Source organism: Flavivirga aquatica (assembly GCF_001747085.1).
In the GTDB taxonomy this organism is placed as follows: domain Bacteria; phylum Bacteroidota; class Bacteroidia; order Flavobacteriales; family Flavobacteriaceae; genus Algibacter_C; species Algibacter_C aquatica.
Genome location: NZ_MDJD01000028.1, coordinates 228,358 through 243,951, shown reverse-complemented (window position 1 = coordinate 243,951; position 15,594 = coordinate 228,358). Strand labels below are relative to the sequence as shown.

Below are 15,594 nucleotides of genomic sequence, written 5' to 3'. Positions count from 1 at the left end.
CTTTTAAAATAAATATTTTGCAAATGTACTAAAGTAGTTGCTGTACATATTAATACAACAACTACTTTTTAAAAATAATAACCAATTATTCTTATTTTTTTAACTTCCTGCTTGAGCAGTTGTAAAACTAAACTTACTTGATATTGTATTAGACATAGTATCTAGAATAGTAGCATCAAGATCCCAAAATCCATTTCCTGTTGTTAGTGTATTAATAAAATTATCTACTTCTGTTTTAGTAAAGTATGGTTCTGTTGTATTTGGCTTTCTTGTAAACTGTAAGCTATAAACAAAACCAAATCCTTCAGATAAATCATGAAATGCAGAAGCATTGTCTATTCCTAAACTGGCTTTACCTTGTTGTAAATAATAGACAGCTCTAATCCCAATAATTTCAGATATTTTTTCTCTAATAATTTCAGCTTGCTCATCACGAACTCTATAGTTTTTAGCTACAATGGCTGCTCTTCCTAATTTAAAAGCATTATATATATCTGCTGCTATCCCTGTAAAATCGGTATCACTTTCAACTCTAAATAAATATTTACTTAAAAAACTATCTGCATTTGTTACTGGAACTGCTGGGTTATCTTCATTTCCATATAAGTACCCATAAGCTTCATCCCATTTATGTTCCATAGTGGTATATGTTTTACCATCTGCTACAGTTCCTGCATTATTATCTGCTATATTTGAACCAGCATCTAATACTGCTGGACTTAAATAATTATTTAAGATTTGATCTGTCATTAAAGCGCCTATTAAAGCTTTATTAACGGCTTGATTATATTCTAACCCTTTAGCATTTACATAACGTGTAGAACCTCCTCCAGCTTCTTGTATTTTTCCTGCATTACCTACAGATGCATCATTATCCCAGTTAGTAAAAACATCTGATGCTTGAGCAGCTATCCATGTGTCGAAATCTGCTTTAATAGCATTACCATCTGTAGTATTGGCTTTAAAATAATCTTCTGATGCTGCTGTTTTACTTCTTATACTTTTATTAGATGCATTTAAATCCGCATCACTAAAATCTACCTCTCCTTCAACATGAGCAAACATAGCATCTAAAACCTTTTCTGTTTGTGTATTATCTTTTAACGCAGAAATTAGTTCGTGTGCCATTTGAATTCTAGTGGTTTGACCACCAAAACTTACCGAAGAATTACCATTTCTTTCAAAACTATAAGTAGTAGGAGCTACCACTTGATTTTCTGAGTTCCCACCATCATCATCATTTGAACATGATTGAAATAATACTGATGCCACAAAAAGACTAAGGACAATTTTTTTCATTTTTAATACTTTTATTTAGACTTATTATAAATAATATTTACTTTAAAGTTGCAAATATAAAACACAAAATAACACTCACAAAGTTTATTTAGATTAAATTTAAATAAAGAGCATTAATACAACATAAACACATAACAATCAAGTATTTAATTCAAGTAAGAAATTACGTGTTTTTTAAATGTTTTTTTAAATTTAACTAAGAAATAAACTGTTAAAAATCATATTCTAATTAAAAATTACGTTTAGTTTAAATCTATTTTTTATAGAAAACATAATTAAGTAAGATGCCTGTTTAATGATAATAATTAAAAATTTTAGAGGCTTCATTATAAGCACTCTCAAAACTGAGCGCATTTAAGTTATTATTTTTATTTGTAGTAAAATATGACAATAGTTTTTCTGTAGGCATATTTCCTGTTAGTTCATCTTTAGCCATAGGGCATCCACCAAATCCTTGAATAGCTCCATCAAAACGATTACATCCTGCTTTATAAGCGGCGTCTACTTTTTCAAACCAGCTATTAGGTGTTGTATGTAAATGTGCTCCAAATTCTATATTAGAATATAATGGTATCAAATTTGAGAATAAATAATCAATATTTTCTGGGTTAGAAGATCCAACAGTATCACTCAAAGATAAAATTTTCACTCCCATATTTGATAGTTTATGAGTCCACTCTCCTACTATATCAACATTCCAAGGGTCTCCATAAGGGTTTCCAAATCCCATAGATATATAAACTACAACTTCTTTATTTGATTTATTTGCAATTTCTAAAATTTCAGAAAGTATGTTTACAGATTCAGCAATAGTTTTATGCGTATTACGCATCTGGAAATTCTCAGAAATTGAAAATGGATAGCCCAAGTAATCAATTTCTTTATGTTCACAAGCATCATTAGCGCCTCTAACATTTGCGATTATAGCTAAAAGTTTACTCGCGGTTTTACTTAAATCTAATTGAGATAAAACGTCTGCTGTATCTACCATTTGCGGAATAGCTTTTGGTGATACAAAACTACCAAAATCAATAGTATCGTACCCCACACGTAAAAGGGATTGAATATACTGTACTTTTTGCTTTGTTGGAATAAATGACTTTATTCCTTGCATAGCATCTCTTGGACATTCAATAATTTTAATTTGATTTGGCATGTATATTTCTAAAATAGATTGATAAAAATACTATTATTTTTTCTGAAAGTTTATTTTACTATGATTTAACAGAACTTTAAAACCATAACTACCTGATAATTAAATTATTTTTTTGTATTTTTAAAAAGCCTTATTTTTTTTATAGTCTAAGGTAGCTTGTTGTTACGTATATATTGTTCTATATATTATACTATAACTATGAAAAAAATTACATTTCTTTTAATATTTATCCTAACTTCTAGCTTATATACTTTTAGTCAAAGTACAGCTAATTATACGATCACTTTTGATAGTTTTTGGGAATCTGAAGCCGCTAATCCTACTAATGGTATTAGTACAATTGACTTACCAGGTAATGCGCATTGGTCTCCACTAGTTGGTGCTACACATAAAACAGCAAATACTTTTTTAATGATGGGAATGGCTGCATCGCCAGGCATAGAATCTATTGCTGAAACAGGAGCTACTAGTACTTTTCAAACAGAAGTTACAACTAATACTGATGCAGATAAATATATCCCTGGAGGAGGTTTAGCTACTGGAAAAGGTACAATTACTCTAAATAATATAGAGGTTAGTGAAGGGTATCCATTTATTACTCTAGCTTCAATGATTGCACCTAGCCCTGATTGGTTTGTAGCTGTTAATAGTATTAACCTAAGATCTGGCAATAATAGTGTTGAAAATGGTTGGAAAGAGACTTTTAGTGTTGATCTATTTCCTTACGATGCTGGTACCGAAGCAGGTAGCGGGTATTCAGGAAATAATGCCTCTACAGTTGGTGTAATTACTAGCAGGTCTAATACAACACCTTTTAATAATAAAAGAATTGGCACTATGACTTTTACCTTAAATAGTACATTAAGCACAGATACCATTGATAATCTTTTAGACAATATAAAAGTGTATCCTAGCCCTGCAAAAGATAATATTACTATTTCTAATATTAAAAACATAAAATTAAACACTATTGAAATTTATAATGTTTTAGGACGATTAGTTAAAAAAGTGACTGTTACAGTTAGGACAAACAAAATAAACATCAACTTAACAAACTTAAATAAAGGTGTCTATTTATTAAACTTAAAAGCTGTTAATGGTAGTAAAACTCAAAAATTCGTACTCAATTAATCTATAAAATTTGCCCTTTATAGATTAAACGATTTTAAATTAGTCTTCAACGTTTTTATTATTCATCCGGTTAATTTATAAATACATTTGACATGTAAATGCATGCCTCAAATGAATATTTTTATTGCTAGATTTAATTATATATTCTTGTCGATATTTTTATCGTTTACCACGGTTATGTCTTCTCAAAATAAATTAGAACCTAATTGCGGAACAATTATAACTTCAGAAATTGCAAAATATTATAAAAGTTTAAAACCTCTTTTAAAAACTTATGAGCAAGATTTTTCGCAAATAAAATTTAATAAAAGAAAAAATAATAAACGTAAAGAAGTAATCCATTCAATTCCCATTAAAGCACATGTTATTAGAGCCTCAGATGGTTCTGGTGGTATTAATACATACGTTCTCAATAAGGCTTTTAAAAACCTAAACTCAATTTACACAGATGCTTTTATGTCATTTTTTTTGTATGATGGTATTAACTATATTGATAATGATAATTTATGTCACTTTAATAAAGACAAGGAACAGTCTTTAACAAAAACAACTTATGTTTCGGGGATAATAAATATTTATTTTACAGATTATATTGAAAACGCTTCAAAAGAAAGTATTTGCGGGTATAGTGATACTACAATTGGAAAGAATGATATTATAATCATGAAAAATAAATGTACAACAAACAATTCTTCACTAGCTCATGAATTAGGTCATCTTTTCTCCTTAATACATACTCACGGACCCGACAATAACAAAATAACATCAGAATTAGTAAATGGTAGCAACTGTGATACTGATGGTGATGGTATTTGTGATACACCTGCAGACCCAAAATTGAGTTCTAGTAAAATTGATAATTTTTGTAAATACAAAGGAAACGAGACCGACAGCAACGGAGATATTTTCAGCCCAGATACAGGAAATATTATGTCTTACTCTAGAAAAGCTTGTAGAAATCACTTCTCTACACAACAACTAGCTCGTATGTATGCGTATTATAAATCCCAAGAAAATCGGTTTATAATATCCTCAGAAGAGCCAGACACCAATATAGAATCTAAACAAACTAATGAATTAAACGATATAAAAGTTTACCCTAATCCTATCAAAAATGATGTGCTTTTTGTAAAAACAAATAACACTAAAGATATTTTGAATTACAAAATTACAAATCTTGTTGGTCAAATATTTTTATCTGGAAACTTATCTAATCAACCTATTAGTTTTAAGAACTTACCCTATGGAAGTTATTTACTTACACTAGAAAGTAAGCACTCCAAAATTATAAAAAAGATTATTAAATAAATGATTACTTTTTAAGTAATGCCTTATTAATACTTTTTATAAGACTAGGTCCTTCGTAAATAAATCCTGTATATATCTGTACTAAATCTGCACCAGCATCTATTTTATCTAGCGCATCTTTTGCCGAGTGTACACCACCTACTCCAATTATAGGAAACGCTTTATTACTTTTATCTGATAAGTATTTTATAACTCTTGTACTTTTTTCTTTAATAGGCTGTCCACTTAAGCCACCATTTCCAATACTATCAAGTAGCGCTTTAGAAGCTTTTAAGTCTTTTCTGTCTGTAGAAGTATTACTAGCAATAACTCCATCTAATTTAGTTTTATTAACTAACTCTATAATTTCGTCTAATTGATTGTCATTTAAATCTGGTGCTATTTTCAACAATATTGGTTTTTGTTTTTCAAAGGTCTTGTTAGCCTTTTGCACAGTATTAATAAGCTCTTCTAAATAATCTTTATCATTTAATTTAGCGTGACTCCCAACATTAGGACAACTAACATTAAGCACAAAATAGTTTACATAAGGATGAAGTGCATTAAAACACTTTAAATAATCTTTAGTATATCCTTCAGGTTTTGTTGCCGTATTTTTACCAATATTACCTCCAACTATAAGCTTCCCTTTATTTTTCTTTAATTGACCAATAGCAGCTTCAAGACCTTCATTATTAAACCCCATACGGTTAATAATACCTTGATCTTCTTTTAATCTAAATAATCTTTTTTTAGGATTACCCGTTTGTCCTTTAGGCGTTACTGTTCCTATTTCTATAAAACCAAAACCAAAGTTAGCCAACTCATTGTACAATACTGCATTTTTATCAAATCCAGCTGCTAAACCTACAGGATTTTTAAATGTTAATCCAAATAGATTTCTTTCCAAACCCTTATTTTCAACCTTGTACATACCTCTAAACAAAGCTGGAAACCCGGGGATTTTAGATGTGAATTTTATCAATAAAAATGTGAAATGATGAATTTTTTCTGGATCGAATGAAAAGAATAAAGGACGAAGTAATAATTTGTACATCTGTAGTATTTATGCAAAAATAAGTCTAAATAAAAAGTCAGCCAATTCAAAAGCAAAAAAAATTAATAATCGTACTTTTGAAAAGCCTTAGGGTTATATATTCGTCTCACTTAAATGAGATATTTTTTACTTATATTATATTAAATTTCATCTAAAATGATTTCAAAAAAACACATCATAAAACGTTTTGTAAGTTACGTAACTATTGACACGGAATCTGATCCAAAATCTGACAGTACTCCGAGTACAAAAAAACAATGGGATTTAGCTAATAACCTTGCTGAAGAGCTTAAATCTATAGGTATGCAAGAGGTCACCATTGATGATAATGCCTATATAATGGCCACTTTACCTAGTAATGTAGAACATGATGTACCTACCATTGGGTTTATTTCACATTTTGATACCTCTCCAGATTTTACTGGAGCAAATGTAAATCCTCAAATTATTGAAAATTATGACGGGAAAGATATTATTTTAAATGAAACTGAAAATATAGTATTGTCTCCAGACTATTTTGAAGATTTACTTCTTTACAAAGGACAAACTCTAATTACGACTGATGGTACTACCCTATTAGGTGCAGATGATAAAGCAGGTATTTGTGAAATTGTTTCGGCTATGGAATACTTAATAAATCATCCAGAAATTAAACACGGAAAAATTCGTGTAGGCTTTACGCCAGATGAAGAAATTGGTAGAGGCGCTCATAAATTTGATGTTAAAAAATTTGGGGCGGATTGGGCTTATACTATGGATGGTAGCCAAATTGGTGAACTGGAATATGAAAACTTTAATGCTGCTGGAGCTGTCGTAAAAATAAAAGGTAAAATTGTACATCCTGGTTACGCTAAAGGAAAAATGATAAATTCTATGTACATTGCTACAGAGTTTATTAATTCGCTACCTAGAATGGAAACCCCAGAACATACAGATGGGTATCAAGGTTTTTTCCACTTACATGATATGAAAGGTGATGTAGAAGAAACAGTATTAGAATATATTATTCGGGATCATGATAAAGGACATTTTGAAGCCAGAAAGGAGGTTATGATAAAACTTACTAATGAAATTAATTCTCAATATGGCAGAACAGTTATTACTACTGAAATTAAAGATCAATATTTCAATATGAAAGAAAAAGTAGAATCTGTAATGCATATTGTAGATATTGCCGAAAAAGCTATGAAGGAACTTAATATTGAACCATTAATTAAAGCTATACGAGGTGGCACAGATGGATCTCAATTAAGTTATATGGGATTACCTTGTCCTAATATTTTTGCTGGCGGACATAATTTTCATGGACGTTATGAGTATGTTCCTGTGGAGAGTATGATTAAAGCCACTGAGGTTATTTGTAAAATTGCTGAGTTGACTGCGAAAGAGAAGTAAGATCTATATTGGTGTTTAAATGAAACTTTATCTTAGGCATAACAAAACCTTTAAAAAAATTCATTCAAATGAAAAAATTTACTCATTAATGTTCAAGAAACTAAAACAATGCGACAAATGCGCTTTGAATCGATTAATAATATTAACAAAATAATATTTTAGCTTATATAAAAGAGGCTATAGAAATTCCTAAACAAAAAAAGCTTCCAAAATGGAAGCTTTTTTAATATCAATAAATAAAATTGATTTTATTTTACGGGAGCATTAAGCTTAGAGCTCATTTCCATAGAAATAGCAGAACGATCAAACTTTAACTTTCCAGCCATAGTTTCAATAACACAACTGTTATCTTTATCATTTAACTCAGCTATTTTACCGTGTAAGCCACTTTTAGTAATTACTTTATCACCACGTTTTAATTCTGCAGCAAATTTCTTTTCTTTTTTAGCACGCTTCATTTGTGGCGCAATCATAAAGAAATATACAACTACAAACATTAATATAAACGGTAAAAACTTCTGAATCTGTTCTAACATTATTCTTTTACTTATTTTGCTGCTTTTGCAGCTGGTTTAACTGCTGCATTTGGATCTGGTTTAACAAATGCAGTTATTTTAACTATTTCTGAACCTTTTTCAGTATTTGCAGTAACTGTTATTTGTTTTGTTACTTTACCAGATCCACTCCCATTATACTTAACAGAAAATTCTCCAGTATCTCCTGGCGCTAAAGGTTCTCTACTCCAATTTTGAGGTACAGTACAACCACAAGTCGTTCCTATATTAGTAATTACTAATGGTGCATCCCCTACATTAGTATATTTAAAAGTAGTTTCTACTGGCGTTTTAGATTCTATTTCACCAAAATCATGTTCAGTTTCTTCAAATTTAAGAACAGGTAATTTAGATGAACCTGCGTCCCTAACTGCTGCTGCTGCAACATTATTTTCATCAATTTTTTTAGCTGCATTCTCTTTACAAGAAGTAAAAGCTATTAAGCATAGTGTGCTTAATCCTAATATTATTTTTTTCATAATAGATCTAGTTAAATATTTTTTTGATGTGTAAAAGTAATAATTATTTATACTATTCAAAATTTTTGTTGCTTCTTCTTATTGTAAGAAATCTACAACAGCCCACGACCAATCTTTTTTAATGCTCCTGAAGCCTCGTATTCTTTTACTAATTTATCTAAAATTCCATTTATAAATATACTACTTTTTGGTGTAGAATATTCTTTAGCTACTTCTAAGTACTCATTAATGGTCACTTTTACAGGAATAGAAGGGAAATTATTCAACTCACAAATAGCCATTTGTAATAAAACATAATCGACACTAGCAATACGCTCTGAGTCCCAATTTTGGGTTTTGAGCCCTATTTCTTTGTTTATTGCTGTTCTTTTTAAAAGCGTTTTTCTAAACAAATCAATTGCATATTGCTTATCATCAATGTCTTTATAAAGTTTTGGTGTAAAATAACCTTCTGCAGAAGTTGTTTTTGCTTTTCTTAATAATTTTAAAATAGCCGTATTTACTGTAGGTAAATCATCTAACCATGTTAAATTTTTATCTTCTATATAATCGTAAAGTTTATCATTTGGAGCAATAATATCTTTAAAAATATCAACAATAAAATCTTTGTCTTCTTTAAAATCAGAAACTCTAGTTTGCATATAATCCTTATAAAGGTCACTAGAAACTATCGATTTAAAAATAACATCTACATATTCTCCATCTAATTTCCAATTAGTAACCCCATGTGTTTCAATTTGACTATTTAACTGGAAATTATCTACTAAAAGTTTTAATAATTGATTATTTACAAACTTCCTATTAGGATCTTTATCTTCTTTAGTAGCTAAATGTTTTTTCTGCTTCTTTTGTAAATCATCTTCAGCTCTTTTTTGAACTTCAATTAATAATGAAACTAATAAAAGGTACAAGTTGTACATATTATCTATACTAAACAGTAAAAACTTTTGGTCTTTAATAAAATCATCGCTCTCTCCACCCTTAAAGGCATATAAAGTTTGCATTACTTTTACACGAATATGTCTTCTATTTAGCATAATTACAAGGAACTTAAATTAAAAATGACAAGTTATTTTTCATTGTTTTGATGCCGCAAAAATAATACTATATTTAAAAAATCTGGCCATATTATTCATTTTATTATTATAAAATACTTTAGTCTATATTTAACAATTCACTTATATACACCAAGGTTTTATTTATCATTAATACCCTATATTTGCCTTCTTATATTACTATTAAGTAAATGAAAGAATTACAGCATTTAAATAAGTACTTTTTAAAATATAAAACACATCTTTTAATAGGCACAATAATAACTATTGTTGCTAGGTTGTTTTTACTATTTACGCCAAGATATATAAAACAAATATTTATAATTATTGAAAAATATTTAAAAGGCGGAATAACACCCGAAGCTTATAAATATGAGCTCACAGAAGCTATTGTTTATATCATTGGAGCTGCATTAATTGGAGCTATCCTTACTTTTTTTATGAGACAGGCTATTATTAATGTATCTCGCTATATTGAATTCGATTTAAAAAATGAAATCTATGAGCAGTACCAAAAACTATCCCTAAATTTTTATAAAAAAAATAGAACAGGAGATTTAATGAACCGCATTACGGAAGATGTAAGTAGAGTACGCATGTATGCAGGTCCAGCTATTATGTACAGTATAAATACCATATCTCTCTTTATTATTGTTATTATATATATGGTTAATGCATCTCCAAAATTAACGCTTTATACTATAGTTCCATTACCTATTTTATCAATTATTATTTATAAATTGAGTAAAGAAATACACAAGCGTAGTACCATTGTTCAAGAATATTTATCTAAACTCTCTACGTTTACTCAAGAATCATTCAGTGGGATTTCTGTAATTAAAGCTTATGGTATTGAGTCTCAAACAGCAACGAACTTTAAGTCTCTTGCTGCTGAAAGTAAAGAAAAACAAATCAGTTTAGCAAAAGTACAAGCTTGGTTTTTCCCAATGATGATTTTACTTATTGGTACCAGTAATTTATTGGTTATATATATTGGAGGTATGCAATATATAAACGGAGAAATTGAAACTATTGGAACTATAGCCGAATTCATTATTTATGTTAACATGCTTACATGGCCAGTAGCTACAGTAGGTTGGGTTACTTCAATTGTACAACAAGCCGAAGCTTCTCAAAAACGAATTAATGAATTTTTAAAAATTGAACCTGAAATTAAAAATACTATTGAAGTAAACACTAAAATAACAGGAAATATTGTATTTAAAAATGTATCTTTTACTTATGATGATACTAATATTCAAGCATTAAACGATGTAAGCTTTTCTGTAAAAGAAGGAGAAACTTTGGCTGTTTTGGGTAAAACAGGCTCTGGTAAATCTACTATTTTAGACTTAATAGGGCGTCTTTATGATATAGATAAAGGTTCTATTATTATTAATGAAACAAAAATTAACGAACATAATTTAACCAATTTAAGAGATAGTATTGGTTATGTACCACAGGATGCCTTTTTGTTTTCAGATACCATAAAAAACAATATCAAATTTGGAAATCAAGACGCTAATGATAATGATGTTATAAATGCTGCAAAAAAGGCTCAAGTACATAAAAACATTATCAAGTTTAACAATGGTTATGATACAACTTTAGGGGAACGTGGTATAACACTTTCTGGCGGGCAAAAACAACGAGTTTCCATCGCTAGAGCAATAATAAAGTCTCCAAAAATTTTATTATTCGATGATTGTTTGTCTGCTGTAGACACAGAAACAGAAGAAAAAATACTACAAGGTTTAAGTGAGATTTCTAAAGGAAAAACATCAATTATAGTAAGTCACAGAGTTTCTTCGGCTAAAAATGCAGATAAAATAATTATATTAGATAATGGCAAAATTGTTCAAGAAGGCACACATGATACACTTATAAACGTAGATGGTTACTACAAACATCTATATTTAAAACAACTTAGTGAGACGAGCTCAAAATAAAAGACTAAATCATTAAAGAATAAGAAGCTACAGTGTTTTTCTATTTAAGTAAATGCAATAAAATCTAATATTTAAAAAAGAAACTTCATAATTTGTTGGTTAGTATTGGTTTTTTTTAGATTTTTGATACAGAATGATTATAAAATAAATTTCAAATCAAATATGAATAATAATGATATGATGGAGAAAGAGGAAATTTTTTCGAAAGTATTAAGAGCAGGAAGACGTACCTATTTTTTTGATGTTAGAGCGACTAAAGCAGAAGATTATTACTTAACGATTACTGAAAGTAAAAAGTTTACTAATGATGATGGATCGTTTCATTACAAAAAGCATAAAATATATATCTATAAAGAAGACTTTACTGAATTTAAAGATATTTTAGCTGAAATGACTGATTATATCATTAATGAAAAAGGTGATGAAGTTATTAGTGAACGCCATCAAAAAGATTTTAAAAAAGAATATGATGACCAGCCTTCTTCATCAAGAACTACTGAAGACGAAATAAAAACTACTGAAAGTTTTACAGATATAAGTTTTGATGATATTTAATTATCAATATTTAAAACATAACAAACGTAATATCAATTACGTTTGTTATGTTTTAAATATGATTATAAGCATAGTAAAAGCTTACTCTTTTTTTACTTTATACTCAGTAGTTAAGCTACATAATATTTTTTTTAATTTACTGTCTCTAAATTAGACATTTGCTCATAATTTTAGCTAGCTGTTTTTTTAAGAAAACTTACGATGGTTACTATTCGTTTGTGAAGTAAATATTCTTTTTAATACCTATCTCCTCAAAATCAATTCTATGTTGATAAATTGGATTTATAACTTCTAGAGAACTATCACTTCAATAATAAATAATATCCACTCTTAAATTTACCTTAAAAACTATTGTGTTATTCATTTAAAAAACACACAATTTATATAAGTTATTTTGCCATTTAATGTATTATCACGAACTTTGATAAAAACTTGTTTTATGGCTCGTACTCCTTCAAATATGCTTCCATTAGGAACCTCAGCTCCACAGTTTTCACTTCTTGATACTATTTCTAATTCCATTTTAAATCTTAACGACATAAAAGGAAATAAAGGAACAGTTATCATGTTTATATGTAACCACTGTCCTTTTGTAATTCATGTGAATTCAGAAATAGTTTCAATAGCAAATACCTACACAAAAAAAGGTATTAGTTTTATTGCTATATCCAGTAATGACGCTATTAATTATCCACAGGACTCTCCTGAAAACATGACTATTCATGCTAAAAACGAAAGCTACCCTTTCCCTTATTTATATGATGAAAGTCAAGAAATAGCTAAAGCTTACGATGCTGCATGCACACCAGATTTTTATGTTTTTGATGAAGTCCTAAAACTAAATTATAGAGGTCAACTTGACAATTCAAGGCCAGGTAATGGCTTACCTATTACAGGTATCGACTTAAGACAAGCTATAGATTGTTTAATTGAAAATAAGGAAAACACTACTCTACAAAAACCAAGTATTGGATGTAACATTAAATGGAAATAATTACTGCTTTGTTACATTTTTTTAAAACTATTAAAAAAAAAAAAAATACAGGTTTAATATGCCTACCCAATTTATCGTTTAAAACTTTAAAAGAGCTCTTGCCATGTGCACTTCTATTGTTTTAATTGAAATGTTTAAATACTCAGAAATTTCAGAATGAGTCAATCCTTCTTTTGTATTTAAAATAAAAACTTCTTTACATTTTTAGGTAAATTATTTATTTCTTAATTAACTAATTTCATCATCGCATCTATATCAAAACTTTCGTTTTCTAAAACTAAATCAATAGCTTCAATATTTTTTTCTAAATAACTTTAGCCTTTTACAAAACTGTTCTATAAATTCATTATAAACAGATTTATACAAATAGATACATTATAGTAGTTTTTTTACGGAAAATCTTATAGAGGTCAGTATTTAAATGCGTATCTTATTGCTAATAAATATATTGAATTATGGACATATTTCAAGGTCAAAATCTTCTAGAGTTCTCTGATCGCTTCAAAACAGACGATAATTGTAAAGAATATTTAGCTCAAATCAAGGCTAAAATTCCTTTTAAATGTACTAGGTGTAATCATACAGCTTGTCAAACTCTCATTGATTATTCTCGTCAATGTAATATTTGTAGACATACAGAATCTGCTACTGCTGAGACACTTTTTCACAAAGTAAAGTTTGGTGTTCGAAAAGCATTTTTCATTTGTTTTGAGATGGCCACAAGCACAAAAAGTTTATCAGCAAGTTATATGGGAGTCCGTTATGGTATCACAGAGAAAACGACTAGATTATTTATGTTAAAAATTAGAGAAGCAATGTCTTCTAGTGGAAATAATCCAATGGATGGAGAAGTTCATGTAGATGAATTTGTACTTGGTGGTAGAGAAGAAGGAAAAACAGGTAGAAGTTATGATGGTAAGAAAAAGAAAGCTATAACAGCAGTTCAGCTAACAGAAAAAGGAAAAGTAAGAAGGATGTATGCTATGAAAATAGAGGACTTCTCGGCGCAATCACTTCAATACATCTTTGTCAATCATATAGATCGGAAAGCTAAAGTAATCACCGATAAATGGAGAGGATACAGACCTATTGCTAAAGCCTATGATATTACTCAAATAGAGAGTAATAAAGGATTAAACTTCAAGGCAATTCATACAATGATACACCAAGTGAAATCTTGGATCAGAACAACTTATTCTTGGGTGAGTGATGCTAATCTGAATAGATATTTTAATGAGTTCTGTTTTAGGATTAATAGATCACAGAGCAAGAATACAATATTCAACAACTTAGATAACTAAAATGGTTCGTGGAGAGAAAATATATCAATCAAAATTAATAAGTAACTAACTACTGACCTCTAAAATCTTATTATGGCTTTTATGAATATGTTCGCTCATAAATCCAAAATTACTGATCTTTACTCTACAAACGATGCAAAGTTAGGGAATTCTATTGATTAAAAAAAATACTTGCAATTATATTTAAATGAGTTTATTTACAAACTCAATAGAAGGTATTTTGGTGAAAAAATCTTTGATAGGTTCGTTATTATTGCTATCATTACTGAATTAAGAGTGATTACGAGTAAACAGAGAAGAATTACTTTAAAGTTTTAATTGCCATATCCCTATATCTTGCCAAGCTCCAAATTTCAAACCAACTTCTTTTAATTCAGCCACTTGTACAAATCCGAATTTTTCGTGTAACCTCACACTAATATCATTTGGTATTGTTAGCACTCCTAAAATCGTATTTACATCTGTTTTCTTTAATTGCCTTATTAATTCAGTATATAGCTTAGTCCCTATTTGTTTTCCATGAGCCATATGCTTTACATAAACTGTTGATTCAACCGTATGATTATACGCAGGTTTTGGTCTAAATCTACTTCCATAGGCAAAACCAAAAATCTCATTATTTTCTTCATAAACTATAAATGGGTATTCAAAACTAATTCGCTTCAATTTATCTTGAAACATCTCTAATGTTAAAGGTTCTACATCAAAAGTAACGACAGTATTTAAAACGTAATAATTATAAATATCTAAAAGTGCTTGTGTATCTCCTATGCTTACAGATCTAATCATTTATAACCACCCTTTAATTTTTAACAAATTCTCTATATGCGCGTAATGATGATTACTATGCCATGCATAATTACCTATGTTATAGCTTAGAACAACTTCACTATTAGTTTCTGGGTGAATAAAGCTTTTATTAAAATCTTCTTCTGTTAATGTTTTTAGTAGATAAACAAGCTTAAAATGAATAGCTTTTATATGGTTTAAAGACATTTCTATTGGTGCTGTTTTTGAATCTATTAGTTCTGCCCAACGATCTTCAAAATAAGCTTTAATAATAGGCTTGTCTTCTGTTAACGCCCATTTAAAACGTGTATAACTATGATGATGACTATCTGAAATATGATGTACAACCTGCCTTATGGTCCAACCATTAGACCTATAAACGGTATCTAACTGTACGCTTGATAAATCTTTAACTAGTTTTTCTAACCTATTAGGAAAATGCTCTAATATAGAAATCCAACTTTGAATGTGTTGTTGAGTTATTGGAGTAGCTACCTTGAATTGACCTATAGGATATTTTAAATATTCTAAATTACTTATATTCATTCTATATACATTTCTTTAAAATTAAGAATTTAAAAATAAGTATAAAT

At 29.0% G+C, this 15,594-nt stretch carries 15 protein-coding genes and 1 pseudogene; 7 read left to right on the top strand and 9 right to left on the bottom strand.

Annotation, left to right across the window (positions count from 1 at the left end; all coding sequences use genetic code 11):
* Nucleotides 1-99 precede the first annotated feature (99 nt).
* Nucleotides 100-1,299, bottom strand: a complete 1,200-nt coding sequence (locus A8C32_RS06215; protein WP_069829570.1) for a DUF4856 domain-containing protein — start codon at nt 1,297-1,299, stop codon at nt 100-102.
* A gap of 292 nt (nt 1,300-1,591) precedes the next feature.
* Nucleotides 1,592-2,455 carry a beta/alpha barrel domain-containing protein gene (locus A8C32_RS06210; protein WP_069829569.1) on the bottom strand — a complete coding sequence of 288 codons (864 nt, stop codon included), beginning with the start codon at nt 2,453-2,455 and terminating at the stop codon, nt 1,592-1,594.
* Nucleotides 2,456-2,653: 198 nt separating this feature from the next.
* Between A8C32_RS06210 and A8C32_RS06205 the strand changes: the two genes are divergently transcribed.
* Entirely contained in the window at nt 2,654-3,586 is a 933-nt protein-coding gene (locus A8C32_RS06205; RefSeq protein WP_069829568.1) for a T9SS type A sorting domain-containing protein, read from the top strand.
* 177 nt (nt 3,587-3,763) lie between these two features.
* The gene (locus A8C32_RS06200; RefSeq protein WP_069829567.1) at nt 3,764-4,894 is read left to right on the top strand and encodes a zinc-dependent metalloprotease; all 1,131 of its coding nucleotides are present in this window, start codon (nt 3,764-3,766) and stop codon (nt 4,892-4,894) included.
* A 4-nt stretch (nt 4,895-4,898) separates the two neighbouring features.
* On the opposite strand, the gene A8C32_RS06195 is transcribed toward A8C32_RS06200, so the two are convergent.
* Nucleotides 4,899-5,930, bottom strand: coding sequence for a quinone-dependent dihydroorotate dehydrogenase (locus A8C32_RS06195; protein ID WP_069829566.1), 1,032 nt, complete (start codon nt 5,928-5,930; stop codon nt 4,899-4,901).
* A gap of 156 nt (nt 5,931-6,086) precedes the next feature.
* Between A8C32_RS06195 and pepT the strand changes: the two genes are divergently transcribed.
* Entirely contained in the window at nt 6,087-7,325 is a 1,239-nt protein-coding gene (gene pepT / locus A8C32_RS06190) for a peptidase T (protein WP_069829565.1), read from the top strand.
* A gap of 248 nt (nt 7,326-7,573) precedes the next feature.
* On the opposite strand, the gene yajC is transcribed toward pepT, so the two are convergent.
* The 3 genes from yajC to nusB all read right to left on the bottom strand — a co-directional run bounded on the left by yajC (nt 7,574) and on the right by nusB (nt 9,395).
* A complete protein-coding gene (gene yajC / locus A8C32_RS06185) occupies nt 7,574-7,861 on the bottom strand; it encodes a preprotein translocase subunit YajC (protein WP_069829564.1) in 288 nt (95 codons plus the stop codon).
* Nucleotides 7,862-7,872: 11 nt separating this feature from the next.
* A complete protein-coding gene (locus A8C32_RS06180) occupies nt 7,873-8,358 on the bottom strand; it encodes a DUF1573 domain-containing protein (protein WP_069829563.1) in 486 nt (161 codons plus the stop codon).
* Nucleotides 8,359-8,450: 92 nt separating this feature from the next.
* Nucleotides 8,451-9,395, bottom strand: a complete 945-nt coding sequence (gene nusB / locus A8C32_RS06175; RefSeq protein WP_240491699.1) for a transcription antitermination factor NusB — start codon at nt 9,393-9,395, stop codon at nt 8,451-8,453.
* A 209-nt stretch (nt 9,396-9,604) separates the two neighbouring features.
* Between nusB and A8C32_RS06170 the strand changes: the two genes are divergently transcribed.
* From A8C32_RS06170 to A8C32_RS06160, 3 genes are all read left to right on the top strand, one after another.
* Nucleotides 9,605-11,362, top strand: coding sequence for an ABC transporter ATP-binding protein (locus tag A8C32_RS06170; RefSeq protein WP_069829562.1), 1,758 nt, complete (start codon nt 9,605-9,607; stop codon nt 11,360-11,362).
* Between the two features lie 162 nt (nt 11,363-11,524).
* Entirely contained in the window at nt 11,525-11,917 is a 393-nt protein-coding gene (locus A8C32_RS06165) for a PUR family DNA/RNA-binding protein (protein ID WP_069829597.1), read from the top strand.
* Between the two features lie 439 nt (nt 11,918-12,356).
* Complete coding sequence (locus A8C32_RS06160; protein ID WP_069829561.1) at nt 12,357-12,911, top strand: thioredoxin family protein; 555 nt, start codon at nt 12,357-12,359, stop codon at nt 12,909-12,911.
* Nucleotides 12,912-12,989: 78 nt separating this feature from the next.
* Here A8C32_RS06160 and A8C32_RS21050 read toward each other — a convergent pair whose 3' ends face one another.
* A complete protein-coding gene (locus tag A8C32_RS21050; RefSeq protein ID WP_240491700.1) occupies nt 12,990-13,076 on the bottom strand; it encodes a sigma factor-like helix-turn-helix DNA-binding protein in 87 nt (28 codons plus the stop codon).
* A 290-nt stretch (nt 13,077-13,366) separates the two neighbouring features.
* On the opposite strand from A8C32_RS21050, the pseudogene A8C32_RS06155 reads away from it, so the two are divergent.
* Nucleotides 13,367-14,261: pseudogene (locus A8C32_RS06155) on the top strand (IS1595-like element ISAlg1 family transposase).
* Between the two features lie 257 nt (nt 14,262-14,518).
* Here the strand turns inward: A8C32_RS06155 and A8C32_RS06150 are convergent.
* Together A8C32_RS06150 and A8C32_RS06145 are read right to left on the bottom strand one after the other, a co-directional pair.
* Entirely contained in the window at nt 14,519-15,001 is a 483-nt protein-coding gene (locus tag A8C32_RS06150) for a GNAT family N-acetyltransferase (protein WP_069829559.1), read from the bottom strand.
* Nucleotides 15,002-15,547 (bottom strand): YfiT family bacillithiol transferase, encoded by a 546-nt coding sequence (locus A8C32_RS06145; protein ID WP_069829558.1) that lies wholly within the window; start codon nt 15,545-15,547, stop codon nt 15,002-15,004. It lies immediately after the preceding gene.
* Nucleotides 15,548-15,594: the final 47 nt, after the last annotated feature.

Coding starts and splice junctions, on each gene's coding strand:
- A8C32_RS06215 (WP_069829570.1), bottom strand. CDS start 1,299: ATGAAAAAAATTGTCCTTAGTCTTTTTGTGGCATCAGTATTATTTCAA.
- A8C32_RS06210 (WP_069829569.1), bottom strand. CDS start 2,455: ATGCCAAATCAAATTAAAATTATTGAATGTCCAAGAGATGCTATGCAA.
- A8C32_RS06205 (WP_069829568.1), top strand. CDS start 2,654: ATGAAAAAAATTACATTTCTTTTAATATTTATCCTAACTTCTAGCTTA.
- A8C32_RS06200 (WP_069829567.1), top strand. CDS start 3,764: ATGTCTTCTCAAAATAAATTAGAACCTAATTGCGGAACAATTATAACT.
- A8C32_RS06195 (WP_069829566.1), bottom strand. CDS start 5,930: ATGTACAAATTATTACTTCGTCCTTTATTCTTTTCATTCGATCCAGAA.
- pepT (WP_069829565.1), top strand. CDS start 6,087: ATGATTTCAAAAAAACACATCATAAAACGTTTTGTAAGTTACGTAACT.
- yajC (WP_069829564.1), bottom strand. CDS start 7,861: ATGTTAGAACAGATTCAGAAGTTTTTACCGTTTATATTAATGTTTGTA.
- A8C32_RS06180 (WP_069829563.1), bottom strand. CDS start 8,358: ATGAAAAAAATAATATTAGGATTAAGCACACTATGCTTAATAGCTTTT.
- nusB (WP_240491699.1), bottom strand. CDS start 9,395: ATGCTAAATAGAAGACATATTCGTGTAAAAGTAATGCAAACTTTATAT.
- A8C32_RS06170 (WP_069829562.1), top strand. CDS start 9,605: ATGAAAGAATTACAGCATTTAAATAAGTACTTTTTAAAATATAAAACA.
- A8C32_RS06165 (WP_069829597.1), top strand. CDS start 11,525: ATGAATAATAATGATATGATGGAGAAAGAGGAAATTTTTTCGAAAGTA.
- A8C32_RS06160 (WP_069829561.1), top strand. CDS start 12,357: ATGGCTCGTACTCCTTCAAATATGCTTCCATTAGGAACCTCAGCTCCA.
- A8C32_RS06150 (WP_069829559.1), bottom strand. CDS start 15,001: ATGATTAGATCTGTAAGCATAGGAGATACACAAGCACTTTTAGATATT.
- A8C32_RS06145 (WP_069829558.1), bottom strand. CDS start 15,547: ATGAATATAAGTAATTTAGAATATTTAAAATATCCTATAGGTCAATTC.